27 protein-coding genes and 1 other annotated feature are annotated in these 26,725 nt (G+C 41.5%); of the genes, 10 read left to right on the forward strand and 17 right to left on the reverse strand.

The features are described from left to right. The first annotated feature begins 14 nt into the window (after positions 1–14). Positions 15–1,031: a RhoGAP domain-containing protein gene (locus PSF11_RS04165; protein WP_004919091.1), complete on the forward strand. Its 1,017-nt coding sequence runs from the start codon at positions 15–17 to the stop codon at positions 1,029–1,031. 248 nt (positions 1,032–1,279) lie between these two features. Here the strand turns inward: PSF11_RS04165 and ihfA are convergent, their stop codons facing one another. The 14 genes from ihfA to fos all read right to left on the reverse strand — a co-directional run bounded on the left by ihfA (position 1,280) and on the right by fos (position 13,167). After that, positions 1,280–1,576, reverse strand: a complete 297-nt coding sequence (gene ihfA / locus PSF11_RS04170) for an integration host factor subunit alpha (RefSeq protein WP_004919089.1) — start codon at positions 1,574–1,576, stop codon at positions 1,280–1,282. 4 nt (positions 1,577–1,580) lie between these two features. Further along, positions 1,581–3,968, reverse strand: a complete 2,388-nt coding sequence (gene pheT, locus PSF11_RS04175) for a phenylalanine--tRNA ligase subunit beta (protein WP_115113535.1) — start codon at positions 3,966–3,968, stop codon at positions 1,581–1,583. Positions 3,969–3,982: 14 nt separating this feature from the next. Then, positions 3,983–4,966 carry a phenylalanine--tRNA ligase subunit alpha gene (gene pheS, locus PSF11_RS04180; protein ID WP_014658197.1) on the reverse strand — a complete coding sequence of 328 codons (984 nt, stop codon included), beginning with the start codon at positions 4,964–4,966 and terminating at the stop codon, positions 3,983–3,985. A gap of 123 nt (positions 4,967–5,089) precedes the next feature. Next, positions 5,090–5,214 (reverse strand) — a sequence feature (Phe leader region). Next, entirely contained in the window at positions 5,164–5,208 is a 45-nt protein-coding gene (pheM, locus tag PSF11_RS21260; protein ID WP_120752679.1) for a pheST operon leader peptide PheM, read from the reverse strand. It overlaps the preceding feature by 45 nt. 89 nt (positions 5,215–5,303) lie before the next feature. Then, positions 5,304–5,660: a 50S ribosomal protein L20 gene (rplT, locus tag PSF11_RS04185; protein WP_004263714.1), complete on the reverse strand. Its 357-nt coding sequence runs from the start codon at positions 5,658–5,660 to the stop codon at positions 5,304–5,306. A 42-nt stretch (positions 5,661–5,702) separates the two neighbouring features. Continuing rightward, a complete protein-coding gene (gene rpmI, locus PSF11_RS04190; protein ID WP_004263702.1) occupies positions 5,703–5,900 on the reverse strand; it encodes a 50S ribosomal protein L35 in 198 nt (65 codons plus the stop codon). Positions 5,901–5,994: 94 nt separating this feature from the next. Further along, positions 5,995–6,534 carry a translation initiation factor IF-3 gene (infC, locus tag PSF11_RS04195; RefSeq protein ID WP_036943861.1) on the reverse strand — a complete coding sequence of 180 codons (540 nt, stop codon included), beginning with the start codon at positions 6,532–6,534 and terminating at the stop codon, positions 5,995–5,997. 347 nt (positions 6,535–6,881) lie between these two features. Next, entirely contained in the window at positions 6,882–7,421 is a 540-nt protein-coding gene (infC, locus tag PSF11_RS04200) for a translation initiation factor IF-3 (protein ID WP_071599650.1), read from the reverse strand. A gap of 3 nt (positions 7,422–7,424) precedes the next feature. After that, positions 7,425–9,353, reverse strand: coding sequence for a threonine--tRNA ligase (gene thrS / locus PSF11_RS04205; protein ID WP_014658195.1), 1,929 nt, complete (start codon positions 9,351–9,353; stop codon positions 7,425–7,427). 809 nt (positions 9,354–10,162) lie between these two features. Further along, positions 10,163–10,762: a LysE family translocator gene (locus PSF11_RS04210; RefSeq protein WP_014658194.1), complete on the reverse strand. Its 600-nt coding sequence runs from the start codon at positions 10,760–10,762 to the stop codon at positions 10,163–10,165. Positions 10,763–11,069: 307 nt separating this feature from the next. After that, the gene (locus PSF11_RS04215; RefSeq protein WP_072502209.1) at positions 11,070–11,519 is read right to left on the reverse strand and encodes a methyltransferase family protein; all 450 of its coding nucleotides are present in this window, start codon (positions 11,517–11,519) and stop codon (positions 11,070–11,072) included. 122 nt (positions 11,520–11,641) lie between these two features. Beyond that, positions 11,642–12,037: a hypothetical protein gene (locus tag PSF11_RS04220; RefSeq protein WP_004919070.1), complete on the reverse strand. Its 396-nt coding sequence runs from the start codon at positions 12,035–12,037 to the stop codon at positions 11,642–11,644. Positions 12,038–12,167: 130 nt separating this feature from the next. Beyond that, on the reverse strand, positions 12,168–12,692 hold the full coding sequence (locus PSF11_RS04225; RefSeq protein ID WP_004919069.1) for a GNAT family N-acetyltransferase: 525 nt from the start codon (positions 12,690–12,692) through the stop codon (positions 12,168–12,170). A 55-nt stretch (positions 12,693–12,747) separates the two neighbouring features. Next, positions 12,748–13,167, reverse strand: a complete 420-nt coding sequence (gene fos, locus PSF11_RS04230) for a fosfomycin resistance glutathione transferase (protein ID WP_072502208.1) — start codon at positions 13,165–13,167, stop codon at positions 12,748–12,750. A 461-nt stretch (positions 13,168–13,628) separates the two neighbouring features. Between fos and PSF11_RS04235 the strand changes: the two genes are divergently transcribed. Further along, on the forward strand, positions 13,629–14,333 hold the full coding sequence (locus PSF11_RS04235; RefSeq protein WP_004919062.1) for a MarC family NAAT transporter: 705 nt from the start codon (positions 13,629–13,631) through the stop codon (positions 14,331–14,333). Here the strand turns inward: PSF11_RS04235 and PSF11_RS04240 are convergent. After that, complete coding sequence (locus PSF11_RS04240) at positions 14,330–14,986, reverse strand: transglycosylase SLT domain-containing protein (protein ID WP_004919061.1); 657 nt, start codon at positions 14,984–14,986, stop codon at positions 14,330–14,332. The genes PSF11_RS04235 and PSF11_RS04240 overlap by 4 nt on opposite strands. A 266-nt stretch (positions 14,987–15,252) precedes the next feature. On the opposite strand from PSF11_RS04240, the gene PSF11_RS04245 reads away from it, so the two are divergent. Genes PSF11_RS04245 through PSF11_RS04260 form a run of 4 tightly spaced genes read left to right on the forward strand, consistent with a single transcriptional unit; the run spans position 15,253 to position 18,802 of the window. Beyond that, a complete protein-coding gene (locus PSF11_RS04245; protein WP_004919060.1) occupies positions 15,253–16,164 on the forward strand; it encodes a metal ABC transporter substrate-binding protein in 912 nt (303 codons plus the stop codon). Between the two features lies 1 nt (position 16,165). Continuing rightward, on the forward strand, positions 16,166–17,056 hold the full coding sequence (locus PSF11_RS04250; RefSeq protein ID WP_072502207.1) for a manganese/iron ABC transporter ATP-binding protein: 891 nt from the start codon (positions 16,166–16,168) through the stop codon (positions 17,054–17,056). After that, positions 17,053–17,943 (forward strand): metal ABC transporter permease, encoded by an 891-nt coding sequence (locus PSF11_RS04255; protein WP_004919054.1) that lies wholly within the window; start codon positions 17,053–17,055, stop codon positions 17,941–17,943. Before PSF11_RS04250 ends, PSF11_RS04255 begins: the two co-directional genes overlap by 4 nt. After that, positions 17,936–18,802, forward strand: coding sequence for a metal ABC transporter permease (locus PSF11_RS04260; protein WP_004919051.1), 867 nt, complete (start codon positions 17,936–17,938; stop codon positions 18,800–18,802). The genes PSF11_RS04255 and PSF11_RS04260 overlap by 8 nt, the downstream gene beginning before the upstream one ends. An 86-nt stretch (positions 18,803–18,888) precedes the next feature. Here the strand turns inward: PSF11_RS04260 and PSF11_RS04265 are convergent, their stop codons facing one another. After that, on the reverse strand, positions 18,889–21,177 hold the full coding sequence (locus PSF11_RS04265; protein WP_036943855.1) for an FdhF/YdeP family oxidoreductase: 2,289 nt from the start codon (positions 21,175–21,177) through the stop codon (positions 18,889–18,891). A gap of 381 nt (positions 21,178–21,558) precedes the next feature. Here PSF11_RS04265 and PSF11_RS04270 point away from each other — a divergent pair, with 381 nt between their 5' ends. Next, positions 21,559–22,428 (forward strand): fructosamine kinase family protein, encoded by an 870-nt coding sequence (locus tag PSF11_RS04270; protein ID WP_004919048.1) that lies wholly within the window; start codon positions 21,559–21,561, stop codon positions 22,426–22,428. 40 nt (positions 22,429–22,468) lie between these two features. Here the strand turns inward: PSF11_RS04270 and PSF11_RS04275 are convergent, their stop codons facing one another. Beyond that, entirely contained in the window at positions 22,469–23,008 is a 540-nt protein-coding gene (locus tag PSF11_RS04275) for a YniB family protein (RefSeq protein ID WP_014658188.1), read from the reverse strand. Between the two features lie 524 nt (positions 23,009–23,532). On the opposite strand from PSF11_RS04275, the gene hxpB reads away from it, so the two are divergent. The 3 genes from hxpB (at position 23,533) to PSF11_RS04290 (ending at position 26,535) form a co-directional block, all read left to right on the forward strand. Further along, complete coding sequence (gene hxpB, locus PSF11_RS04280) at positions 23,533–24,198, forward strand: hexitol phosphatase HxpB (protein WP_014658187.1); 666 nt, start codon at positions 23,533–23,535, stop codon at positions 24,196–24,198. Between the two features lie 189 nt (positions 24,199–24,387). Beyond that, positions 24,388–24,963: a metal-dependent hydrolase gene (locus tag PSF11_RS04285; protein ID WP_004919040.1), complete on the forward strand. Its 576-nt coding sequence runs from the start codon at positions 24,388–24,390 to the stop codon at positions 24,961–24,963. Positions 24,964–25,143: 180 nt separating this feature from the next. Next, entirely contained in the window at positions 25,144–26,535 is a 1,392-nt protein-coding gene (locus PSF11_RS04290) for an L-cystine transporter (protein ID WP_004919037.1), read from the forward strand. The last annotated feature ends 190 nt before the right edge of the window (positions 26,536–26,725 follow it).

Raw genomic sequence — 26,725 nt, forward strand, 5'->3', positions numbered from 1 at the left:
TTTGAAGGGACAATATGAAATCGACTTTATCAACATCAACGCCCGACTTCACTTCCACAACTAAAATAGCCGATACACCCCTTAAGCCTATCAATCAACCCAAAACAAGCCTCTTTGCTGCATCAATCCAACGAGTGACTAATGTTTTAAAAAAATTTTTAGGGTTACCTTCGCAACACCAACATGAATCTATTGAAATAAAAAATAAAAATATTGATGTATTAAATTACAAAAAATTAAGCGATAGCGATCAAGAAAATGCGCTCCCCCCTTCTCAATACAAAACCCCGGCTGAATTAAACGCAATGCAAATGCGGATAGCGCAACAACAAACAGCAAAACTCATTGAAAAACAGAATATAGATGCTATCAATGAGTATATTGGTATCGCTTATGAAGATCGCCTTAAATACCAGCAAATTAATGAGATTGGTACTGCTATCTTATCTCATCCAAATTACTTACATGAAACAGGACCATTTCGAATATCAGGCAACAAACAGAGAGTTGAAATAATATTAGAGCATCTCGCTAGCAATAAATCTATTGATATCTTTTTTATTCAAAAAAATAACATTGACGTATCTGATCTAACATCAGCATATAAAAAATTAGTTGGCAACGTTTTAGATAGTTCATCGAGTGAACAAAAAACATTATCGACTCTCTTCACAAAATATCATGATGCAATCGGAAACAAAGCTACAGTGAAACGTGCTATTGAAACAAACCCAACATTGGCAACGAGCGAAAATAATATTTTAGCCGTTTCTGATACAAAAATTTTAGACTCACTGCCACCGCTAAAAAAACTGCCATTGATATTGCAAATAGCGGTGCCCCTACTTACCGAAATCAGCCGTCATGCAGAAAAACACCAGATGACCCCAGAAAATTTATCGATCGCCTTTGCCCCGACTCTCGATAGAACCGATTATTCTAAAACGGCGGGAAATCCTCTTGATCAACTCAAACAAATAGGACTTGCACAATTACCTATTAATTATTTTACCGCATTGTTGCAAAGATAAGCGACCGAATATAAATTTTTCCACCTTAAAAGTTATAGCTACCGATACCATAGGTAGCTATTTAAAATATCGATAAATACATCAGTGTGATCAATCCTCAATATCCTCTAAATATTTTCTAGCTGATAGTGTGGAAACCCTATTCTGCATCCAGATAGATAGCATAAAATATATTGAAATAATGCTGTGCCATGAAAAACAAAAGACCGCCTAAACGGCGGTCTTTTACTCGCAATGCAAGTCTACTATCACTCTTTTGGTGTCGCTTTTTCGACGCGGCTCTTCAATTTTTGGCCAGGACGGAAAGTGACAACACGGCGTGCAGTAATTGGAATATCTTCCCCAGTTTTTGGGTTACGACCGGGACGTTGATTTTTATCACGTAAATCAAAGTTACCGAATCCAGATAATTTCACTTGCTCACCATTTTCTAAGGAGAGGCGAACCTCCTCAAAGAAAGATTCCACAAGGTCTTTAGCATCACGTTTGCTAACACCCAGTTTTTCAAACAAATTTTCTGACATTTCAGCTTTAGTAAGCGCCATAGTTTTAGTCCCTCAAGGAGGCTTGGAATCGCTGTTTTAATGCAGCAATACACAGATCAACGGTCGCGGTTATCTCTTCTTCTTCCATGGTACGCGTTGTATCTTGGAAGACGAGACTGATAGCGAGACTCTTATAACCGTCTGCTATCCCTTCACCACAATACACATCAAACAAGTTTATGCCAACTATATGATTTATGCCAACTTTTTTACATTCTGCCAAAACATCTGCGGCGGCAACGTTTTCTGGCACAACAATCGCAATGTCGCGACGGTTCGATGGATAACGTGAAATCGCCTTCGCATCAGGGATTGCACGGTGTGCTATCGCATCACAACGAACCTCAAATACCACAGTTCGACCATTTAAATCGAGTTTACGTTCTAGTTCTGGATGAACAACACCAATAATACCAATATGTTCATTTTCCAGATAAATCCCAGCACTTTGACCAGGGTGCAATGCCGGATGTACTTCAGGTTTAAATGTAATTTGATTCAGTTTGCCAGTCAATTCCAAAACAGCTTCAAGATCACCTTTTAAATCAAAGAAGTCCACAACTTGTTTATCTAATGACCAATGTTCATCGAATCGGTTACCCGCAATCACGCCAGCCAGCATGGTTTCCTGACGGATTTGATATTCTGCTTGATTATCAGGGATAAAGCGCAAACCTGTCTCAAATAATCGAATTCTATTTTGTTGACGATTTTGATTATAGACTACCGTAGTCAAAAGACCTGTTAAAAGTGACAAACGCATCGCCGACATATCAGCAGAAATTGGGTTTGGTAACACTAATGCTTCCTGCTCTGGGTGAAGCAAAGCTTGCACTTTCGGGTCGACAAAGCTGTAAGTAATTGCTTCTTGGTAGCCTTTATCAACTAACATCGCCTTAATACGCTTAAGCGGCAGATTAGCTTCTTTGTGCTTAGTCATGACTAAATCTGCACGCAGCGGTACATCTGGAATGTTGTTATAACCATAAACCCGTGCAACTTCTTCAACCAGATCTTCTTCGATCTGCATATCGAAACGCCAGCTTGGTGCAACCACATCCCAACGCCCTTCAGAAGCTTTCACTTGGCAACCTAAACGGGTCAAAATATCTGTCACAACATCATCCGCAATCGCATAACCAATCAATCGATCGAGTTTATTGCGAGTCAGAGTAATATGAGCGACTTTCGGTAAATGTGCAGAGCTTGTGACATCAATAATGTCACCAACTTCACCACCACAAATATCCAGAATCAATTGTGTCGCACGTTCAATGGCTTTGAACTGTAATTCAGGATCAACACCACGCTCAAAACGGTGAGAAGCATCAGTGTGCAAACCATAATTACGTGCACGGCCTGTAATCGCTAATGGATTAAAAAACGCACATTCTAGAAGGATGTTTTTGGTTTCGCTGTTAACACCTGAATGCTCACCACCAAAAATACCCGCAATACCGAGTGGATTTTTCTCATCAGCAATCACTAGCGTATCAGCGTTCAGCGTCGCTTCGCTACCATCTAACAGAACCAGCTTTTCATCTTGTTTTGCCATACGCACCACGATAGCGCCATCTAGGCGATCGAGGTCATAGGCATGCTGAGGTTGACCCAGTTCAAGCAATACATAGTTTGTGATATCAACAACAGCATCGATTGAACGCACGCCACCACGGCGCAATTTCTCTTTCATCCACATTGGGGTTGGTGCAGAGACATCAATATTTTTGATAACTCGACCAAGAAAACGCGGACATGCTTCAGGTGCTTCAACGCGGATTGGGAAGGTATCGGTTGTAGTGGCTTTCACCGCCTCAATCTTAGGCGCTGTCAGTGCTTGTTTATTGATTACAGCCACATCACGTGCTACACCAAGAATGCTTAAACAGTCCGCACGGTTTGGCGTAATGCTAATTTCGATGATGCTGTCATCAAATTTCAAATAATCACGTAAATCAGTACCAATTGGCGCGTCTAATGGCAGCTCAATAATACCGCTATGATCATCAGAAATACCTAACTCAGAGAATGAACAGAGCATCCCTTCTGACGGCTCGCCACGGAGTTTTGCTGCTTTGATTTTAAAATCGCCGGGTAGAACTGCACCAACCGTTGCGACAGCTACTTTCAAGCCTTGACGGCAGTTAGGTGCCCCACACACGATATCAAGCAAACGATCGCCGCCAACATTGACTTTTGTGACTCGTAGTTTATCTGCATTTGGATGCTGACCACATTCGACCACTTCACCAACAACAACACCTGTAAATTGCCCCGCCACCGGTTCAACACCATCAACTTCCAAACCGGCCATCGTGATTTGTTCGGATAATGCTTCACTGCTAATGGCTGGGTTCACCCATTCACGTAACCAAAGTTCACTGAATTTCATGAGAAAGTCCCGCCTTATTTAAACTGTTTGAGGAAACGAAGATCATTTTCGAAGAATGCGCGCAAATCAGAAACACCGTAGCGCAACATTGTAAGGCGCTCCATTCCCATGCCAAATGCAAAGCCTGAGTAGATTTCTGGATCAATACCCACATTGCGTAGTACATTTGGATGAACCATGCCGCAGCCTAACACTTCTAACCACTTACCATTTTTCCCCATAACATCCACTTCAGCAGAAGGCTCTGTGAATGGGAAATAAGATGGACGGAAGCGGACTTGGACTTCTTCTTCAAAGAAATTATTTAGGAAATCATGCAATGTGCCTTTTAGGTTAGTAAAGCTGATATCTTTATCAACAATCAACCCTTCTGTTTGATGGAACATTGGCGTGTGTGTTTGGTCGTAATCGTTACGGTAAACACGACCAGGTGCGATAATACGGATTGGCGGTTGTTGCCCATTCATGGTACGAATTTGCACACCGGAAGTTTGGGTACGCAGCAGACGCTTCGCATCAAACCAGAAAGTATCATGATCGGCACGAGCTGGGTGGTGGGCAGGAATATTTAATGCATCAAAGTTATGGTAGTCATCTTCGATTTCAGGCCCCGTCTCAACACTAAAGCCTAACTCACCAAAAAACTCTTCAATTCGCTGAATGGTACGGGTAACTGGGTGTAATCCCCCATTTTCCATACGACGCCCAGGTAATGAGACATCAATTTTCTCCGATGCTAAACGTGCATTCAGTATTTCAGCCTGCATGGCTGCTTTACGCATATTCAGTGCATCTTGAACCTGTACTTTGGCTTCATTAATCACAGCCCCTGCTGCTGGACGTTCATCAGCAGGCAGATCACGCAACGTTTTCATCTGTAGTGTGAAGTGGCCACTTTTGCCTAAATATTCAACACGAACTGACTCTAACGTAGCAACATCTTGGGCCTGTTCAATGGCTGCTTTTGCCTGTGCAACCAACTCAGCGAGATGTGGCATTATTTCCCCTTTATGACCTTACGGTCGTTTTGCTAGTTATTCACCGATTTATTAAGTTCTCACTTGCCATTTATTGAATGGATAAGCACTTAACTGATTTTACTGTATTTTTCTTCAATCAAAAACAAAAAAGCCTCCTGACGGAGGCTTTAGCGTAACTTTTCGTTTCTTTTCTTACGCGCGCAAGCCCCCGAAACTCAGGTGCTAAAGTAAAAGAAGAAACGAAAAGCGACGATTTGCATATAATTAATTCACTAAACGGACTGTATTACTTAAGTATTAACATAAAACCACATAAATGAAAAGAGGAAGTCTCCTTCCTCTTTTCAAGCAAACATTAAGCTAAAGCGCCTTTCGCTTTTTCAACTAAAGCAGTGAATGCTGCTTTGTCGAATACGGCGATGTCTGCCAGGATCTTACGGTCGATTTCAATTGAAGCTTTTTTCAAGCCATTGATGAAACGGCTGTAAGACAGACCGTTTTGGCGAGCCGCTGCGTTGATACGCGCGATCCACAGTTGACGGAACTGACGTTTACGTTGACGGCGGTCACGGTAAGCGTATTGACCAGCTTTGATTACCGCCTGAAACGCTACGCGGTAAACACGAGAACGTGCACCATAGTAACCTTTCGCCTGCTTCAGAATTTTTTTGTGACGTGCACGGGCGATTACACCACGTTTTGCGCGAGCCATAGCTATCTCCTATCGTCTTTAATCTTATTAACCAATGTTTACTTATGCGTAAGGCAGGCAGGCAACTACCAGACCCAGATCGCCCTTAGATACCATTCCTTTCGGACGTAAATGGCGTTTACGCTTAGTAGACTTTTTAGTCAGAATGTGACGAAGGTTTGCATGCTTGCGCTTAAAGCCACCGCCTGCAGTTTTTTTAAAGCGCTTTGCTGCGCCACGTACAGTTTTAATCTTTGGCATTTCTTTAATTTCCAACTTCGCATTGTGATAAACTACGAATTAATTAGGCGAATAGCATCTACATTGCTGTAAACACAATTACTTGATGGCCTAATTATTTCTTCTTAGGTGCCAGCACCATGATCATCTGACGCCCTTCAATTTTTGAAGGGAATGACTCCACAGACGCCAGCTCATCCAAATCGGACTTAATACGGTTAAGTACATCCATACCGATTTGTTGGTGAGCCATTTCACGACCACGAAAACGCAGTGTAACTTTGGCTTTGTCACCATCTTCGAGAAAGCGAATCAGGTTGCGTAGTTTGACCTGATAATCACCTTCATCTGTACCAGGGCGGAATTTAATTTCCTTCACCTGAACAACTTTTTGCTTCTTCTTCTGTTCTTTTTGAGACTTGCTCTTCTCATAAAGGAATTTGCCGTAATCCATGATACGACAAACTGGCGGTTCGGCATTTGGGCTGATTTCAACAAGGTCTACCCCTGCTTCTTCGGCTTTTTCTAGTGCATCACGCAGGCTCATAATGCCGAGCTGTTCGCCGTCTAAACCGGTTAAACGGACTTCATTCACACGAATTTCATCGTTAATACGATTTGGACGTGCTGTTGGGATTCTTTTTCCGCCTTTAATACTTTATTCCTCCAACTGGATAAAGAGATTTGCTTATATTCTCTAAAGCATACACCCTAGTTACCGTTTAATCTAATAGATTCAATACGTTGATAACTAAAGTGCCATATTCTTTGCCTACGTCACCTCGGGTAATTACCGAATGATAAGGCGATTCGACCGCGGATTTTAATGCTTATTGCCCGATTACTCAAGTAGATAATCAATTTTTTCGCACAAACCCATGTCTTTTCATACTATCAAGCCTATATTCAGAGCATCCAATATAGGTTGTTAGATATTTTCAATGATTGGTTCAACAGGATATAGCACCCGCTTTTATGCGGGTGCTGTTCATGATGATAAACTTACTTTTTCTTTGGTGCTAAGACCATGATCATCTGGCGACCTTCAATTCTTGAAGGGAATGACTCCACAGACGCCAGTTCATCCAGATCGGCTTTAATGCGGTTAAGCACTTCCATACCGATCTGTTGGTGAGCCATTTCACGACCGCGAAAACGCAAGGTAACTTTGGCTTTATCACCATCTTCCAAAAAGCGAATCAGACTACGTAGTTTAACTTGATAGTCGCCTTCATCTGTTCCTGGACGGAATTTAATTTCCTTCACTTGAACAACTTTTTGTTTTTTCTTTTGCTCTTTCTGAGACTTACTCTTCTCATAAAGATATTTGCCGTAATCCATGATCCGGCAAACAGGTGGCTCAGCATTAGGGCTAATTTCAACTAGGTCAACACCAGCCTCTTCCGCTTTCGCAAGTGCTTCACGCACACTCATGACACCGAGTTGCTCACCGTCAAAACCGGTAACTCGAATTTCAGTTGCACGGATTTCTTCGTTAATACGATTTGGACGTGCTGTTGGGAGTTTTTTTCCGCCTTTAATACCTTATTCCTCCATCTGATTAAGCTGACGACTGCGAATTTCTTCTAGCAGTTTGTTTGTAAATTCATTGACATCTAGGCTGCCTAAATCTTTACCGCGACGGGTACGTACAGAGACTTTACCTGATTCAACTTCTTTATCGCCGCAAACTAACATGTAAGGAACACGACGCAAGGTGTGTTCGCGGATCTTAAAGCCGATTTTCTCGTTACGTAAGTCCGCTTTCGCACGAATGCCAACACTTTGTAGCTTGCTGACTAATTCTTGAACATAATCCGCCTGAGTATCAGTGATGTTCATCACAACCACTTGTTGTGGCGCCAACCATGTTGGGAAGAAGCCTGCATATTCTTCTGTCAAAATACCGATAAAGCGCTCAAGTGAACCTAATACCGCACGGTGGATCATCACAGGCACAATACGTTCGTTGTTTTCACCAACATAAGATGCATTGAGGCGGCCTGGCAAGAAGAAGTCTAACTGTACAGTACCACACTGCCATGCGCGGTCTAGGCAGTCATACAGTGTAAATTCAATTTTAGGACCATAGAATGCCCCTTCGCCTGGCTGGTATTCAAACTCAATACCTTGATCTTTTAACGCCTGAGCCAGATCCGCTTCTGCGGTATCCCACATATCGTCAGTACCGATACGTTTTTCAGGACGTGTAGACAATTTAACAACAATTTTTTCAAAACCAAATGTTGCATAAACGTCATAAATCATTTTAATACAGTCGGTGACTTCACTTAAGATTTGATCTTCAGTACAGAAGATATGAGCATCATCTTGTGTAAAGCCACGTACACGCATTAAACCGTGTAACGCGCCGGATGGTTCATTACGATGGCAGCTACCAAACTCAGCCATTCTTAATGGCAGATCACGGTATGATTTCAAACCTTGGTTGAAAATTTGTACGTGACCTGGGCAGTTCATTGGTTTTACGCAATACTCACGGTTCTCAGAAGACGTTGTGAACATCGCATCTTTGTAGTTTTCCCAGTGCCCAGTTCTTTCCCAAAGTACCCGATCCATCATAAATGGACCTTTTACTTCTTGATAATTATAGGCTTTTAGTTTAGTACGTACAAAAGTTTCTAATTCACGGAAGATTGTCCAGCCATCATTGTGCCAGAACGCCATACCCGGCGCTTCTTCCTGCATATGGTATAAATCTAATTGCTTACCAATTTTACGGTGGTCACGCTTAGCCGCCTCTTCAAGGCGTAATAGATAGGCATTTAGCTGCTTTTTATCTGCCCAAGCGGTACCGTAAATACGTTGCAGCATTTTATTATCGCTGTTACCACGCCAGTATGCACCCGCCACTTTCTGTAATTTAAAGTGGTGACAGAAACGCATATTAGGTACGTGTGGACCGCGACACATATCAATATATTCTTGATGATGATATAAGCCTGGGCGGTCGTCTTGACTAATATTTTGATCAAGAATTTCAACTTTATAATCTTCGCCACGGGCAACAAAGGTTTCGCGAGCTTCGGCCCAAGAAACACGTTTTTTAATTACATCATAATCTGTTTTGGCAAGCTCAAGCATACGCTTTTCAAGCTTTTCCAAGTCTTCCTGCGTCAGCGCATAATCTAGGTCAATATCATAATAAAAACCATTATCGATAACTGGACCAATTGCCATTTTGGTGTTTGGCCACAATTGTTTGATTGCATGACCTAGCAAGTGAGCACAAGAGTGACGAATGATTTCTAACCCTTCATCATCTTTGCTGGTAATGATAGCCAAATTGGCATCATGCTCGATCAGTTCACAGGCATCAACCAATTCACCGTTTACACGGCCCGCAATACACGCTTTTGCGAGACCTGCTCCAATATCACGCGCAACATCCATCACAGAAACGGCATGGTCGAACTGACGCTGACTTCCATCAGGAAGAGTAATAACAGGCATTAATAAATCCTTATCAGCAGTGGTGACCCACACGAAAGATCACTTGCTTGATTATTCCAAGTTTATAAAACAATACGTTACGATTAATTCCTCACTTCACTATGCGAGATATGTACACAAATGACTAACTGACTATGCACATTAAAAGTAACTCATTGACAATGATAACACAGACTGATTTATTCGCGATAGATGAGTGGTTATTATCGCCGAATAGTTCAAGCCTGCTCAAATAGAGCGATGGACACAACTTGAATAGTGCAACATAGAAAATGGTGAGTTTATATGAAGTACCAATCAATACGAAAATGAGCGCAATAAAAATACTGAGTCTATTTTCTACAATTAAAACAAGATATGCCGCATTGCCACAACAATATAAATAGGTATAAATACTAAAATAATCAACCCTTGGCTTTGCTCAACTGGAAAAATATTTGGATTGTCACCACAGGTTGCTAATAGCTGCTTCCCATTAAAGGCCGCCTATTTTTCAAAATGACGAGTGAAAAACTGAGCCTATATATCAGCGCAATGATAATCACAATTCAGTCAGCCCCTTTTTCACTAATGCTGACTTTCTATCCGATTTATTTAATCGTAGGTTTGCTCAATATTCATTCCCGTTTCGATTGGTTTAATTAACTCAATTGTGCGCGTGGAGGTATATAGCGGAATGTATAGGTGGTATGCGTCTTTCCACCAGCCTGCCTACACTCCCCATATACACCATAATGCTGTATATCCACTATCACTTATCCGATAGCCCAATATTTCCCTTTTTGCCTTACTGTTGAGGCGATAAGATATTATTGGAATATCACTGATATCGCACTTGCCGCAAGCAATAGCCCCATAATTAAATTAAACTTTTTCAAAACATTAGGGTTCTTCAATCGTTCGCGCAACTCACTACCAAACATAGCCCAAATCGTGACAGATGGAAAATTAATTAGGCTAAAAATAACCGCCACAAGCAACATTGAGCTATAAGGGTTCGTTGAGTCTGTGTAGAGGGCCATACCCGATATCGCCATCATCCATGCTTTTGGGTTTACCCATTGAAACAGCGCTGCTTCTAACAACGTTAGCGGTTTTTCATTACTGTTTTTTGCTGATCCAACTGAACGGCTGATTGTCGTCTTCCAAGCTAGCCATAATAAATAGGCTATCCCTAGATACTTCAAAATATTATAAACGATCTCTGACGACTTAATTAAAGCCCCCACTCCCATTCCCACTGCAATTAGCATCACCAAAAAGCCTATTGAGACCCCTAATGCGTGTGGCATAGTTCGCTTTAGTCCAAAATTCATCCCCGATGCAAGTAACATGATGTTATTGGGGCCTGGGGTAATGGAGGTGACAAAAGAAAACATCGATAACGAAATGAAAGTTTCAATATTCATAGTGTGTGCATCTATTGAGCAAATGGTTAATAAAAAATAGCAATGGATTGTTTACTCAATGCATTGGCCTTCAGGCCGCTGAATACTGAGTGAAGAGCAGTGTAAAGTGATCTGAATTCACTTTTTTTATCTCTGCGTGCGCATGCCTCGTTTTACGTCATCAACCAGTAAATAGATACCTCTAGTCGTGATACGCTCCGCTGATAAATAAACAAGACAATATGATAAACAACGATATTTTGCGCTAGTTGTTAAGAACAAAATGCATATTTAACGGTTATTTTAAAATACACACCGTATTCTTAAGTTACAGCCAGCGTCGTGTTTGTTGGCTATAACGTTGCCACTTCTCTTGAAAACGTGCTGATAAGAACTTTTCTTCTTGAGGGATGGTATACAGATCGGTCACCAGCCAAAATACAAGGCCTGATACAAGAAAATACGGTGATTGGGTAAACAGTGCCAAACTGACACACAAGGATGTAAACGCCAAATAGAGTGGATTACGAGAGAATTTAAATGGCCCTTCCGTGATCAACGCTGTTGCCTGAACGATGGGATTAGGGGATGTCTTGTAACGATAAAAATAATATAAACTGGCGGCTATCCACCCAAAGCTTTCCAACGCAACCAGTATCGCCAATATTCCCATCCAACCAGAGAAACTCCAAGACAGGCTATTTTTCGTATCAAGATAATAGAAGGCGATGGCGTTGAAAATTAGCCAATTTAAGAAAGGAAGTCTAAATATGCGCATGATACGCTCCCTAAATCAACACGGCATACTTAGACTAACACAGATCATGTAAGATGTTTTAAATAACAAATTTTGCTTTCTATCCCTGCGATATTTTCTGCACTATTTTGATTAAGTTAACGCTAATTATTTCCCAAAAAGAACACACTTTTTAACCCTTCTAAGCGTGCATATTCTTGTTGGCAAACTAATTTCCGTACTTGTACTGGCATACTCTCAACCCGTGAGCGTATGGCATTCAATTGGTCGTCCAGTCCATTCATACCTTTAACGTTGACAACATCTTCATTTGTCTTTAAATATTCGGCAAAGGTTTGCAAATTACTTTCTAAACTGTCACATGCATTATAATCCGCACCCCAGCTTGGCATTAGCGCATTAATAGATTCAGGCAAAATACTTGCTACACTAGGATAGATGTCCTGCTTCCATTGCTGCGGAAAAACAATAAGCAGTGCAGCTATTGCGACTCCCATTAGCATGACGAATGCCGTCAGAGCCGTCATTACATTTTTCATTTACAACCCCAAAACTTACCTGTTTGACTTTAGTTAGCATAGTGCATAGGGCGTAAAGCAATATTTATAATAAAAAATAGTTTGTAAAGAAAACTCTAGCAATATTAATAGGCTAATAAAAGCAAGCAAATTAAGATGATACGTTTACGCTTAAGTGCTTATAGAAAATAGTTGTACTCTCAAACTCCTGTTGAGCATTCGATACAAAATGAGGAATTTCGCCCACCTCGATATAATCTTGTTGGCGATACAGATGTGCAGCAACATCACCTGTACGAGTATCTAATACAAGTAATGTTCGTTGATGGCTTAGCGCTACCTGCTCCACAGCGAGAAGTAACTGTTTAGCTATGCCTTGCTGACGAAAAGCTGTGTGTACCATGAGTTTTTCAACTTCTGCCCGATGGCGACCATTTGCCTTTGCGCAAAATGAAAGTTGAATTGCCCCAGCTAACTGTTTGTCGACTAATTTTACGAGTAATAAACGTTCACCGGTTTGCAAGCCTTGATCAACTGTTTGCCAATAATTGCGCGCTTCAACCTGTGTTATTGGAGCAATAAATCCAATCGAAGCCCCACTGTTCACACAGTCGATTAATAACCAATCTAATTGTTGTTCCAATCCACCAACAGTCGCTACACTTTGAATAGACATAATGTTTCCCTATAACTTTCACCTGTGTTATCACCTATTCGCCGCGGTGTATTGACTATGAATAAAATACCATTCCGTCGTACGGCTTTTTGCGGCAACTCTTTAATCTATCTATTAATGAACCAACATGAATTTCTAATTGATGACCATCTGGATCTAAAAAATAGAAGGAGTCACCTTCACTGCGGTTATCTTTCCAGACAGTCACGCCGGCTTGATGCAATTTTTCAACGATATCCGAAAAATCCTCAGCTGACACCGTAAAAGCATAATGGGTGTAATCACGACACTTTGCAGCAGCAACCTCTTGTCTCATCGGATCATAAGAAAGGCATACCCATAGTGCACCACAGGTTAAATAAGCCCCTCGCTCCCAACTTGCATGTAACTGCATTCCTAATACCGTCTGATAAAAAGAAATACTTTTTTGTATGTCACTAACGGCTAGAGTTAAATGATTGATTCCAATTAGCATTTTTTCTCCCTCGCTCACTAATAAATAATTGTACACGTATTCTTTTAATGAATTTACATAACCAGTAAGTAAATAACAAAATTAACGGTATAACTTAACCATATCGAAATTTTGACAACCTACTAATAGATGCCCTTTCCCTTTTTATGTCCCCCATAAAAAGGGTTTTTTTATCTTAAAAATTGAACATTTTTTAGCTCACGGTTATATCTCACTGTTATAAAAAGAGTAAATCAACTTATTCACAATAGAATGCGAATGTTATCCACAGTTAATGTGTACAACTACTTCTTTTTAAATCTTAAAAAAATCATCGCAATAAGATTGGTAACTTTATCGCGTGATATATCAGAGATTGTGTAGCGAGATAAGCGGTTTTACGGGGCATCTGTGCATAATTTTTGCTATAGTGCCAATTCGCACTGAATTTTAACCTCCATTAAGAGCTTAATTTGCCTATTATGAATGATTTTCTTCAGCTATTTCAGGCCATCGGTATTGGATTGGTTTTAATACTTCCTCTTGCCAACCCATTGACAACAATTGCAGTGATGCTGAGTTTGTCTGGCAACATGACCAAAGAGCAGCGAAACCATCAATCACTTTTGGCTTCTATTTATATTTTCGCGATCATGACTATTGCCTTCTACGCAGGGCAATTAGTGATGAATACATTTGGTATTTCGATTCCCGGATTACGCATTGCTGGTGGGTTAATTGTGGCATTTATTGGTTTTGGTATGCTATTCCCTAGCGGTGAGAATAACGATGATACCAGTGCCTTAACACCTGATGACACAACCGTCTCTAAAAAACGTCAGAAATCACCTAATATTGCGTTTGTTCCCCTTGCCATGCCGAGTACTGCCGGGCCAGGTACCATCGCTATTATCATTAGCTCAGCGGCCTCTTTACAAGGTGATGTTGGCTTTGCCCCTTGGGTATTAAAAGTCGCTCCGGTAATCACCTTTTTCATTGTTAGCTTAATTGTTTGGTTAGCATTACGAGGTGCCACTTCTATCATGAAATGGTTAGGTAATGGTGGAATTGATGCGATATCAAGGGTAATGGGGTTCTTATTAATTTGTATGGGAGTGCAGTTTGTTATCAACGGTATCGTTGAGATTGTCGCGCAACTCCCACATTTAGTGGCGGCACATCATTAATTCATGGCTAATGAATTATAGGCATTTTTGACTTTCCATAAATAACGCGGAGCTTGAGGCGCTGGGTGTTTCGTTTGAACGTGTTGATAAAACTCTTCAGGTGTCAATCGATTAATCATCGCGATAGCTCTGCCTTTATCATTATCAAATGTCCTTAACAAGGCGCCAGCACCATTGACGTAAGCCACGACAGTCGCATAGTACATCGTTTGGGGATTGTTAATCCCAGCAAGGTGTTGCTCTTTTAATATCCGAATATAAGCTGTGCCAATATCAATATTTTTTCTCGGATCTTTTAAATCTCGCGTTGAAGGCTCCCCTGATTTCCCTTGGTAACGATATGCATCACGCCCCGCAGTTGAAGCTTTGATTTGCATTAAACCAATCGCATTCGACTTACTGACGACATCCGGCCGGAAATTTGATTCAACCTCAATGATGGCCCGAATTAAGGTTTCATCAACATTATAACGACTCGCAGACTCTCGAATGAACTCATCAAATGGCGTACGAGGAAAGGAAATATTTTGCTGCACTGTTGATAAATTGCTACTTTTATTTAACATCCGTTGTGTTGATACTTGTTTTTCTGGTTCACTAGAGCAACCCGCTAGCAACAGAAATACCAATGCGCCACTGATATTTTTTTTCACCGAGATATCCTCTGCTAATAAAACTGACGGAAGAATAACTAATAGTAAGAAAAATAAAATAATTTTTACTTAACTTTTACTTCAAGACATGTTTTAGTCATTGAAAAAAGTAATCACAATAATAGAAAAATCACACACTTTTTGTCTTGACTTTATCCAATTGATATTGATAATCATTATCAATTGACTTTTACTCCTGCTATTCTTTTTATGCGTAACAGGGTAATTAAAAAATCCACTAAGCCAATGATGTCAGGGTCTGAATAATGAAGAAAACACTATCTCTACTGTCTAAACCACTACTTTCTGCTGTCTTTGCTTTATCTACTATTTTACTAATCAGTCAACCTGCATTAGCTAAAAAGTTTAAGGTCGTCACAACTTTTACCATTATTCAAGATATCGCACAAAACGTCGCAGGGGATGCCGCCGTTGTGGAATCGATTACCAAGCCTGGCGCTGAAATCCACGGTTACCAACCAACACCAAAAGATATCATGAAGGCCTATGATGCCGACCTGATCTTATGGAATGGCTTAAACCTTGAAGTCTGGTTCCAACGCTTCTTTGAAAATTTCCAAAATGTTCCTGCTGTTGTCGTCACCGAGGGGATTGACCCTATGCCAATTCGTGAAGGCGAATATAAGGGGAATCCGAACCCACACGCATGGATGTCACCTGCAAACGCCCAAATTTATATCGAAAATATTCGCAAAGCATTGGTTAAGTATGATCCAGAAAACGCAGAAATCTACAACCAAAATGCGAAAAAATATGCTGAACAGATTGCACAACTTGATGCTCCACTGCGTGAGCGACTCAACCGTATCCCTGAAGAGAAACGTTGGTTAGTCTCAAGTGAAGGCGCTTTCAGCTACTTAACAAAAGATTATGGCTTTAAAGAAGCTTATCTCTGGCCAATTAATGCGGAAGAACAAGGAACGCCACAACAAGTTAAAAATGTGATTGATACTGTACGTAAATATAATATCCCTGTGGTATTTAGCGAAAGTACAATTTCAGACAAACCAGCACGCCAAGTTAGTAAAGAAACTGGGGCAAAATACGGTGGAGTCCTTTATGTAGATTCACTATCAACCGCAGATGGCCCAGTACCAACCTATATCGAACTGTTAAATACAACCGTTGACACTATAGCGAAAGGATTTGATCAGTAATATGAGTAACTCGAAACGCTTTGAACACCCTAATTTGGTTGTGGATGATGCCACTGTCACTTACAACAACGGTCACACTGCAATTTATGATGCAAGTTTTGATATTACAGGCGGATCAATATGTGCATTGGTTGGCGTCAACGGCAGTGGTAAATCCACCTTATTTAAAACGATCATGGGGTTAGTCACCCCATCATCTGGCAGTGTCACGCTCAATAGTGAGCCAATCAAAGAGGCTCTCAAAGAAAACATTATTGCCTACGTTCCTCAAACAGAGGAAGTGGATTGGAACTTTCCTGTGCTTGTCTCCGATGTGGTGATGATGGGGCGTTACGGCAAAATGGGCTTTTTTCGTATTCCTAAAAGTGAAGACAAAGAAGCGGTAAAAAAAGCACTTGAACGTGTAGATTTGGCAGGGTTAGAGCATCGCCAGATTGGCGAGCTTTCTGGCGGGCAGAAAAAACGCGTCTTTTTAGCTCGTGCGCTAGCCCAACAAGGTAAAGTGCTCCTACTTGATGAACCCTTTACAGGGGTCGATGTTAAAACAGAAAACGCCATTATTGACCTGTTACGTAGCCTACGTGATGAAGGCCACCTGATTTTGGTGTCTACTCACAACTTAGGGAGTGTGCCTGAGTTTTGTGACCAAGTCATTTTGATTAATCGCACCGTACTCGCAAGTGGTCCGACTGAAACCACATTTACCCAAAAGAATTTGCAAGTGGCTTTTGGTGGTGTGCTACGCCATATCAATCTTTCAGGTCAAGAGCTGCATGACGACGACGATCCACGCTCTGTCACGGTGATTACCGATGATGAACGCGCCGCCGTTTTCTATGGCCATGACCACAATGCCCCCGTTAGAACAAACCAGCCTAAGGATCCAGTATGATCGAGTTGTTACTGCAACCTTTCGAGTACAACTATATGGTTAAAGCCATTTGGGTAAGCGCTATTGTGGGTGCCGTTTGTGCATTTCTTTCAGCTTACCTAATGCTCAAAGGTTGGTCATTAATGGGCGATGCCCTCTCTCATTCCGTTGTACCGGGTGTTGCCGGAGCTTATGCGTTAGGCTTACCCTATGCCGCCGGCGCCTTTTTTACGGGGATCCTCGCGGCCCTAGCTATGACCTTTATTAAGCATATTACTCGGTTACGTGAAGATGCCGTTATCGGCTTTATCTTTTCAACTTTCTTTGCCGCGGGGCTATTAATCGTCTCTTTAAACCCAACCTCAGTGAATGTGCAAACCATCATTTTCGGTAATATTTTAGGTATCGCCGACGCCGATGTATTGCAGGTTGAAATTATTATCGCCATCTCCTTTATCGTGCTACTGGCTTTATGGAAGGATTTACTCGCCGTGTTCTTTGATGAAAGCCACGCTCGTTCAATTGGCTTGAATCCATTGCGCTTAAAAATTATCTTTTTTACTCTACTAAGTGCTTGTACGGTAGCTGCATTACAAACGGTTGGTGCAATCTTAGTTATTGCTATGGTGGTAACTCCCGGGGCAACAGCTTATCTACTCACTGACCAATTTAAGCGTTTATTAATCATTGCAGTCGCTATTGGTACTGCCACCAGCGCGATCGGTGCTTATGCCAGCTATTTCCTCAATGGGGCAACTGGCGGCTTAATTGTGACGCTTCAAACGGTTATTTTCTTGTTGGCATTCTTCTTTGCGCCAAAACACGGCATTTTTGCTTCTCGTCGTAAGGCAAAACAGGAAGTCGAGAACCTGCATAAAATAAAACAACAAGGAGCCTCTAATGAGTGATTTTATTGACTTACTAACGGCACCGTTTATTTTCCCGTTTATGCAGAAAGCGATTATTACGGCTATCGTGACAGGTGCAGTCTGTGCGATTTTATCTTGCTTTTTAGTGCTTAAAGGCTGGTCATTAATGGGGGATGCCATCTCCCATGCTGTATTACCGGGGATTGTTATTGCTTCTGTTGCGGGTATACCACTTGCTATTGGGGCATTTGTTTCGGGCCTGTTTTGTGCATTTGCCACCGGATACCTCAAAGAGAATAGTCGTATCAAAGAAGATACCGTGATGGGAATTGTCTTTTCAGGCATGTTCGCCGTCGGCTTAGTGATGTTTGCCAAAATCGATACCGAGCAGCATCTTACTCATATCCTATTTGGGGATATTCTTGGTATTACCGATGCCGAATTTAAGCAAAACCTATGGTTTGCAGGCATTACCATCGCTATTATCTTACTAAAACGTAAAGATTTTATGCTGTATTGCTTTGATCCTAATCAAGCGCGTGTGATTGGCCTGCCTGTGAAGTTGATCCATTATGGTCTGCTCTCATTGCTCGCCCTTACCATTGTCGCCTCGCTTCAAGCGGTTGGGATCATCTTAGTCATTGCGATGCTTATCTCCCCAGGCATCATCGCTTTTGTCCTGTGTCGAAGCTTTGGGTGGATGCTCTTTGTGGCCGTGATTGCCTCCGTCACCTCTAGTGTGATTGGAACCATTGTCAGTTTCCACATTGACGGTGCTACAGGCCCTTGTATTGTTATTACTCAAGCCATCTATTTCATCATTGCCCTGCTCTATAGCAAAATGGTCTTAGCGCGCAAAAAAGCGAAATTACCGCAAGAAAAGTTACAGTCGGCCTAATGCGCTGTTAGCGATAATAAGCAAAATAAAAAGCCACCCAATCATCTTAAGGGTGGCTTTTGTCTCTATGTCATCAAGAGATGGTGTTAAGACGCTACATCCACTTTTTCTAGTACCACTGGAATGTTTTTGTAAGCCGGAATACCACTTTGCGGGTCAAAATTATCCAACGCAATTAAGTTATTCGCTTCTGGGAAATAGGTCGCCACGCAGCGATCAGCCATATCATGGATAACCACTTTTAAGTTATCTAAGCGGCGATGAGTGCGCTTTTGTTCACTATCCAGTGCAATAATATTGACTCTATCGCCTGCGGCTAAGTTCTGTTTCTTAGCCTGTGCTTCGCTAATAAACATCACATCACGTTGGCCAAAAACACCGCGATAGCGGTCATTGAGTCCATAGATAGTGGTGTTATATTGGTCATGGCTACGTACTGTCGCCAAGACTAATTCGCTATTCACCGCTGATTTAGGGTCTTCAATAACGCCTTGCGTCGTAATGAAGTTTGCTTTTCCTGATGACGTCAACCAGCGCCGCTCTGCAGCCGCATTGGTTAAGTGAAAACCACCGGGCACACGGATCCGCGCGTTATAATCTTCAAAACCCGGTAACACCGCCTCCATCGCGTCACGAATTTTATCGTAGTCATCGATAAACTCATCCCATTCCACTTTAGTATTTGGCAATGTAGCCTTAGCCATACCGGCTACGATGGCACACTCTGATTTCAAGTGAGGGCTAGCCGGTTTTAGCTTACCGTGTGAAGCATGTACCATCGACATAGAATCCTCAACGGTAATACTTTGTGGTCCGGTTTTTTGTTCATCCCGTTCAGTACGCCCTAATACGGGGAATAGGAATGTGTTTTTGGCTGTCAACAGATGGGAGCGATTAAGTTTAGTCGATGCATGCACTGCTAAGTCTAATTTTTTCATACCGCTATAGCAGGCATCCTGATCCGGCATCGCAACCGCTAAATTACCGCCCATACAGATCAATGCACGCGCACTTCCTTGAGAAATAGCTTGCATACTCGCGACAGCGGCATGGCCAAATTTAGCTGGGGGTTTAAAACCAAACCGTTGTTCGATTTTATCGAGAAAAGCTTGGCTTGGTTTTTCGGTGATCCCAACAGTACGGTCTCCTTGTACATTGGAGTGCCCACGTAAAGGACAGATGCCGGCCCCTTCACGTCCAATATTCCCTTTGAGCAGCAGCAGATTCACTAATTGCTGAATATTTTGTGTACCGTGCTGGTGCTGAGTGATCCCCATTCCATAACAAATAATCGTGCTATCCGCCTCAATATATAATTGGGCTATTTGTTCGATTTCATCACGAGTCAGACCGCTAACACGTAATATATCTTCCCAACGCGTCGACATCACATCATGTTTGAGTGCCTCAAAACCGGCAGTGTGAGCCCGAATAAAATCATTATCTAATATAGGCGATTTACCTTGTGCGACCGCAGCCTCATGCTGCTCAATAACAACACGCATCACGCCTTTTATTAATGCGGTATCGCCACCGATGCGTACTTTATAATAGTGTTGGGCTAATTGAGTTGACTCTAAAGTCAGCATCTCAACAGGATCTTGTGGGTATTCAAACCGTTCCAACCCTCGTTCTTTTAACGGATTGATCGCGATAATTTTTGCACCACGTTTTGACACTTCACGCAATGAGCTCAGCATTCTTGGGTGGTTAGTGCCGGGGTTATGACCAATACAGATCACTAAATCGGCTTTATCAAAGTCTTCCAACAACACTGTGCCCTTACCCACCCCAATAGATGCAGCAAGTCCAACACTCGTTGGTTCATGGCACATATTGGAACAATCAGGGAAATTATTCGTTCCGTACTCTCTTGCAAACAGTTGATATAAAAACGCAGCTTCGTTTGAGGTGCGCCCAGAGGTATAAAACTCGACCACATTAGGGTCGGCATAACCAGATAAATGTTTACCTATTTGTGCAAAGGCTTCTTCCCATTCAATCACTTCATAATGGTCAGTTTGCGGATTATATTTCATTGGATGCGTTAAACGACCTTCATTTTCTAAATCGTAATCATCCCACTTTAATAATTCAGTTACTGAATGTTTTGCAAAAAATTCAGGTGTGGTTCTTTTCGATGTTGCTTCCCATGACATGGCTTTTGCGCCATTTTCACATATATCGAAGGAGGCATAATGTTTAGGATCAGGCCATGCACAACCAGGGCAATCAAACCCCTGAGGCTTATTCATTTCAAACATAGCAATCACATCATGACCAATTTCCATTTGGCCTCGAATAGCTTCAGCCACGGCTTTTACCGCGCCCCAGCCAGCGGCAGGACCAGTGTAATTTTCAATTTTCTCTTTCATTTTCATTACTCTTTTTAATTTAAATATTGCAAAAAATAAACATCGAATAATTACAATCTAATTATGTATAAAATTAATTTTATTATATTCATTAGAAAATATAGCAAATAATAGTCATTACAATAAGGCTTTATTTTTTAAAAAAGAAAAATAATATTTGAAATATATTCATAGTCTTATTTCAATATTTATTTATGACTAGTTATTAATTTAAAAACAATATATCGATAATAATGAATATCTAAAATAATCCATTCAACATAATGTTATAGTTGAGCCATTTCGTGATAGGCTCTTCTTTTTAAATAATTATTGCTGTTAATTCCTAAACTGTCGCTATAGAATCGTGTTAGTGAAGACCAAAGCAAAGCGAGGTGTATCATGTGGCAAGCAATGTACCGTTTATTAAGCGAACACTTAGGTGAAGCAGAACTTCATAACAAAGAAATACTTTCTGGGGGTGATATTCATCACACGATGAAAATCGATTACGGTGACCACACCATTTTCGTCAAACAGAATCTGCGTGAATTTCTGCCTTTATTTAAACAAGAAGCCGAACAGCTTGAAATGCTTGCCAAAAGCAAAACCATCACCGTGCCTAAAGTGTATGGTGTAGGGAGTAATAAACACCACAGCTTTCTGCTATTAGAATATTTTCCTTTAAAAAGTTTTGATGCAACTAACGCATGGCGTTTCGGCCAGCAATTAGCCCACCTACATCAATGGGAAGAGCAACCGAGCTATGGTTTTGACTTTGATACAATGTTAGGCACCATCACTCAGCCAAATGGTTGGGAAAAACGGTGGAACTCTTTCTTCGCCGAAAAACGTATTGGTTTGCAATTACAAATTGCCGCTGAGAAAGGAATGGTCTTTGGCGATATTCAGCAGATCGTTGATATTGTCAAAGAGCGCCTGACAGGACATCAACCGCAACCTTCCTTACTTCATGGGGATTTGTGGCCTGCCAACTGCGCTATGACACAAGAGCAGAATGGTATTTTATATGACCCCGCCTGCTATTGGGGGGATAGAGAATGTGATATGGCAATGTTGCCTTTATACCCAGAGTTACCCATCCAAATTATTGACGGATACCAAAGTGTGTGGCCTTTACCTTCGGGCTTCCTCGAAAGACAACCTATTTATCAACTTTATTATCTACTTTGCCAATCCAATATTTTTGGCCTTGAAAAAAGCTATTTGCACGCACGTACCATTATCGATGAGTTAATTGGCGAGAAATAATGACGGTGTTGGCCCAGCGATGCCTGACTGGGCCAGATAATTACCAATTCAGCAACTTTAATGCCAAATAGATAACTATACCGAATGCGATTGGCGAAAAATAAAGAATAAAGAATTGGGTAAATATGGTGTGTCGAGGGATCGTCACTTTAGCCTCAAGCTCTTCTTTCGAGACTTCATTTCCTTTGGCTTTTTCCAATATCACGTGATCTTCGAGGCTTTCACGAATAAATTTAATTTGTCGATACATGCGTAAGCCAGAAGCGCTTAGTGCTAAGCCAACAAAGATAAAAAGAAAGATAATGATAAAGCCGATATTCGCGCCTGAAAAACCATTGGCAACTTGAGGTACTGGGGAGTTGTTCCAGAAGACATTAAGAAACGGTGTACTTTGGCGCGTCATTTCAGCCATTAATTTAATAAAATCATTGGCTACTGCATTAATACCCTCTCCTTCTAACCCTTTCATACCCGCCAATTTGACTAATGAAGCTAAAGTGGAAATCAATGCTACAAGAAAAACAATCCAACCGATAATACGCTTGCCGATTGCGACATAACTTGCAGTCTGGTAATTCATTATTGACCCTCTAAAAATTTTTTTATAACTAATCATAACTGAATTTTTATAAAGCCACCAAATTTACCACAAGGAATAATACGGATACTCGCAATTTCAGATTATTTAACTTGCGCTTTCGTGACTGCCCATTGTCGTCAGTGGCAAAGCTGCCCACTTCTTAGACCGCAACCGCGATATGACGGATTTAGGGGGCTTGTTATTCCCATATTCCCGTGTGTCGGATATGGATTGCTGTGTTGATATCTCAGCCATGTTATCGAGCATTTTCAATCCATAACTGAATAGTTTCATAAAGATCCAACTTTTGGGGAACGTTCACACTCAAGATAAAGATGACCGTTTCGATATATATAATCAGTCAGTGACTTGCTACAATACTCATCGCAATAAAGGGCTATCAGTTTCAGATGATATGCAATACCTTGAATTGATACGGTGACAAATTAATTGGGTCAATCCTGTTACTGCATACAACACCTTGAAACATGGCAAGGTCACACATACATGAATGGAGTTTTGACATGTACCACAACTTATCCATCCAGTCTGTTATCTTTGATATGGATGGCTTGCTGATTGACTCTGAGCCTTTTTGGGCGCAAGGGGAGCGTGAAATTTTTACTCAATTAGGCATCGACCTATCCATCGCTGATAAACTACCCGATACACTAGGCTTACGAATCGACCATGTCGTAGAGCTTTGGTATCACGCTTCTCCGTGGCAAGGACATAGCCTAAAAGAAGTCGAACAGATGATTATTGATCGTGTTATTGGCTTAGTTGAAGAGCAGCGTCCCCTCCTTCCCGGTGTGCATCACGCATTAGAACTATGCCGTTCAATGGGATTGAATATCGCCCTTGCCTCTGCCTCGCCGCAATACATGTTAGAGAAAGTACTGAACTTATTTGAGATCCGTGATTATTTTTCGGCGGTTGTTTCGGCGGCTGATTTACCTCACAGTAAACCGCACCCTGAAGTTTATCTCAATGCAGCTGCTTTACTGGAGACAAAACCCATCCACTGCGTATCACTAGAAGACTCCTTTAACGGTATGATTGCTGCAAAAGCGGCAAGAATGCGCTCAATCGTTGTTCCTGACCAACAGCATTTTCATGATCCGCGTTGGGGATTAGCGGATGTTAAACTCGCATCACTTAATGAACTCACCGAAAAATATTTGCGTTAATTATCTATTGCCGCTTTTTTCGCCCGTCCCTATCACGTTTTGATAGGGATATTACATAAAAGTATAAAACTCTGATGTTATTTGCTAATAACTAAGAGTTTTTTGCATTTCTAGCCCTATCATATTCTTTTTAAACGCTTTATACTGCCCTCCTAACTGTATAGATAAACAGATGGTAATTTATCCACCATGACCGCTGAAGGGCACCTGCTATTTTCTGTCGCCTCATTAATAATGGCACATAAGCTAGAGATCACACCTGAGCTTGCTCAAGGTGATTGGCTGCATATGGTGCCAGGTGCGCTATTGGGGGCATTACTCCCCGATATCGACCACCCTTCATCGATACCCGGTCGGATGTTAAGGATCCTTTCCCTGCCGATTTCCAAATTATGTGGGCATCGAGGTTTTACACACAGTTTAATCGCATGGCTACTATTAGTGCTCGCCTGTTACCAATGGCTACCGGCCAACTGGCCTATTCCTAATGATTTGATCCAAGCATTTTTACTGGGTTATATGAGCCATTTAGTGGCTGATATACTCACCCCTTCCGGAGTTCCCTTCTTATGGCCTCTGCCTTTTCGTTTTTGTTTTCCGTTACTGCGTAGCAAGTCAAATAAACGTGCAGAACGTTTTATCGCAATCGTTTTGGCTGTTTGTGCTTGCTTTATACCCGTTAGTTATAGCTTTGATTTTCATAGTCAATTTGAAAGCATAATAAAATATATTCATAATCAAATAGATATACGCATGTCTACATAGTCATCTATTTTGTAATATACTGTAAGCATCATTCATCATAAGTTATTACTTTTCAGTATAAGAATTGTCTTTTATCTGCTGATAACATATAACCAGTTGTTAGGATGAGCTAATTCCTTATAACCTTTAAGGTTTACAGCGCTAATAACATAATTCAAAAAACTGCGATTGGAGTTCGGAATGAATATTCCTTTAATTATTAATGTGCTTGTCTTTGTAGCACTGCTCATACTACTGGCAAAACTAGGGGCAAAAGGCTGGAGCCTGTCGAAAAAAGTTCTATTAGGTCTGGTTTTTGGTGTGGCATATGGCGTCGCTCTCCATTTGGTGTACGGTACTAATCACCAAACACTGAAAGACTCTATTCTCTGGTTTAATATCGTGGGTAATGGCTATGTACAGCTATTGCAAATGGTGATTATGCCATTAGTTTTCGCATCGATACTGAGCGCGGTCGCACGTCTGCACAAGGCATCATCGTTAGGTAAAATCAGTTTCTTAACTATCGGAACACTGTTATTAACCACTGCAATAGCCGCACTTATTGGTATTTTGATTGCGAATCTTTTTGGCTTAACTGCCGAAGGTTTGGTTCAAGGTCAACAAGAAACTGCTCGCCTTGATGCAATTCAAAATAATTATGCGGGCAAAGTGTCTGATCTAACTGTTCCACAACTTATTTTATCATTTATTCCTAAAAACCCATTTGCTGATCTGACGGGAGCTAGCCCAACATCTATTATCAGCGTGGTTATCTTTGCTGCCTTCTTGGGGGTTGCTGCTCTGCAATTACTCAAAGATGACCAACAACGTGGTGAAAAAGCGCTCGCGGCTATCGATGTGCTGCAAGCTTGGGCAATGAAACTCGTCCGTCTAGTTATGCGCTTAACACCTTATGGTGTCATGGCGTTGATGATCAAGGTTGTTGCAAGCTCTAACCTATCAGACATCATTAATCTAGGCACATTCGTGATAGCGTCGTACGTCGCACTAGCACTGATGTTTATCGTTCACGGTATTTTCATTGCGGTAACAGGCCTCAGTCCTATTAAGTTTTTCAAAAAAGCAGGCCCTGTATTAACATTCGCGTTCACAAGCCGTTCGAGTGCCGCCAGTATTCCTCTGAATATTGAAACTCAAACTCGTCGCTTTGGTGTTCCTGAATCTATCGCCAGCTTCTCGGCTTCATTTGGCGCGACAATCGGTCAAAACGGTTGTGCTGGTATCTATCCCGCTATGTTAGCTGTTATGGTTGCCCCCACCATGGGCATTAACCCATTTGATCCACTGTGGATTGCGACATTAGTTGGGATTGTTACTGTTAGCTCAGCAGGGGTTGCTGGTGTTGGTGGTGGTGCAACATTTGCCGCGCTGATTGTACTCCCTGCTATGGGGTTACCTGTCACACTGGTTGCCTTACTGATCTCCGTCGAACCTCTGATTGATATGGGTCGTACCGCCCTCAACGTCAGCGGCTCTATGACAGCGGGCACGGTCACTAGCCAATTAATGGGTGAAACTGACAAAACCATCTACAACCAAGAGGATGATGGTGAGCTAAAACACGTCTAATTTACATTAGCGTAATTTAAGATAAAATTATCCACTGACTGCACCCCAAAAGTTGCAACACGACTGATTAAGGTGCAGTTTTTGTTTTTTTTAAATTCTAATCGAATTTATTTATCGTATAGATAATGAGAAATATCAGAATGAAACACTGAAAAATCTTGCCAATCGGAAATAATACGTAAGATAATAG

It is taken from the genome of Providencia sp. PROV119 (assembly GCF_028482435.1).
Lineage (GTDB): Bacteria > Pseudomonadota > Gammaproteobacteria > Enterobacterales > Enterobacteriaceae > Providencia > Providencia stuartii.

What these genes read in the sequence shown, in the direction of transcription:
- PSF11_RS04290 (WP_004919037.1), top strand. Translation starts at nt 25,144, where the DNA reads ATGAATATTCCTTTAATTATTAATGTGCTTGTCTTTGTAGCACTGCTC.
- PSF11_RS04265 (WP_036943855.1), bottom strand. Translation starts at nt 21,177, where the DNA reads ATGAAAGAGAAAATTGAAAATTACACTGGTCCTGCCGCTGGCTGGGGC.
- PSF11_RS04225 (WP_004919069.1), bottom strand. Translation starts at nt 12,692, where the DNA reads ATGTCTATTCAAAGTGTAGCGACTGTTGGTGGATTGGAACAACAATTA.
- hxpB (WP_014658187.1), top strand. Translation starts at nt 23,533, where the DNA reads ATGTACCACAACTTATCCATCCAGTCTGTTATCTTTGATATGGATGGC.
- pheT (WP_115113535.1), bottom strand. Translation starts at nt 3,968, where the DNA reads ATGAAATTCAGTGAACTTTGGTTACGTGAATGGGTGAACCCAGCCATT.
- PSF11_RS04275 (WP_014658188.1), bottom strand. Translation starts at nt 23,008, where the DNA reads ATGAATTACCAGACTGCAAGTTATGTCGCAATCGGCAAGCGTATTATC.
- PSF11_RS04270 (WP_004919048.1), top strand. Translation starts at nt 21,559, where the DNA reads ATGTGGCAAGCAATGTACCGTTTATTAAGCGAACACTTAGGTGAAGCA.
- PSF11_RS04260 (WP_004919051.1), top strand. Translation starts at nt 17,936, where the DNA reads ATGAGTGATTTTATTGACTTACTAACGGCACCGTTTATTTTCCCGTTT.
- ihfA (WP_004919089.1), bottom strand. Translation starts at nt 1,576, where the DNA reads ATGGCGCTTACTAAAGCTGAAATGTCAGAAAATTTGTTTGAAAAACTG.
- rplT (WP_004263714.1), bottom strand. Translation starts at nt 5,660, where the DNA reads ATGGCTCGCGCAAAACGTGGTGTAATCGCCCGTGCACGTCACAAAAAA.
- PSF11_RS04245 (WP_004919060.1), top strand. Translation starts at nt 15,253, where the DNA reads ATGAAGAAAACACTATCTCTACTGTCTAAACCACTACTTTCTGCTGTC.
- rpmI (WP_004263702.1), bottom strand. Translation starts at nt 5,900, where the DNA reads ATGCCAAAGATTAAAACTGTACGTGGCGCAGCAAAGCGCTTTAAAAAA.
- PSF11_RS04235 (WP_004919062.1), top strand. Translation starts at nt 13,629, where the DNA reads ATGAATGATTTTCTTCAGCTATTTCAGGCCATCGGTATTGGATTGGTT.
- fos (WP_072502208.1), bottom strand. Translation starts at nt 13,167, where the DNA reads ATGCTAATTGGAATCAATCATTTAACTCTAGCCGTTAGTGACATACAA.
- PSF11_RS04255 (WP_004919054.1), top strand. Translation starts at nt 17,053, where the DNA reads ATGATCGAGTTGTTACTGCAACCTTTCGAGTACAACTATATGGTTAAA.
- thrS (WP_014658195.1), bottom strand. Translation starts at nt 9,353, where the DNA reads ATGCCTGTTATTACTCTTCCTGATGGAAGTCAGCGTCAGTTCGACCAT.
- PSF11_RS04215 (WP_072502209.1), bottom strand. Translation starts at nt 11,519, where the DNA reads ATGCGCATATTTAGACTTCCTTTCTTAAATTGGCTAATTTTCAACGCC.
- PSF11_RS04210 (WP_014658194.1), bottom strand. Translation starts at nt 10,762, where the DNA reads ATGAATATTGAAACTTTCATTTCGTTATCGATGTTTTCTTTTGTCACC.
- pheS (WP_014658197.1), bottom strand. Translation starts at nt 4,966, where the DNA reads ATGCCACATCTCGCTGAGTTGGTTGCACAGGCAAAAGCAGCCATTGAA.
- PSF11_RS04285 (WP_004919040.1), top strand. Translation starts at nt 24,388, where the DNA reads ATGACCGCTGAAGGGCACCTGCTATTTTCTGTCGCCTCATTAATAATG.
- PSF11_RS04250 (WP_072502207.1), top strand. Translation starts at nt 16,166, where the DNA reads ATGAGTAACTCGAAACGCTTTGAACACCCTAATTTGGTTGTGGATGAT.
- PSF11_RS04165 (WP_004919091.1), top strand. Translation starts at nt 15, where the DNA reads ATGAAATCGACTTTATCAACATCAACGCCCGACTTCACTTCCACAACT.
- PSF11_RS04220 (WP_004919070.1), bottom strand. Translation starts at nt 12,037, where the DNA reads ATGAAAAATGTAATGACGGCTCTGACGGCATTCGTCATGCTAATGGGA.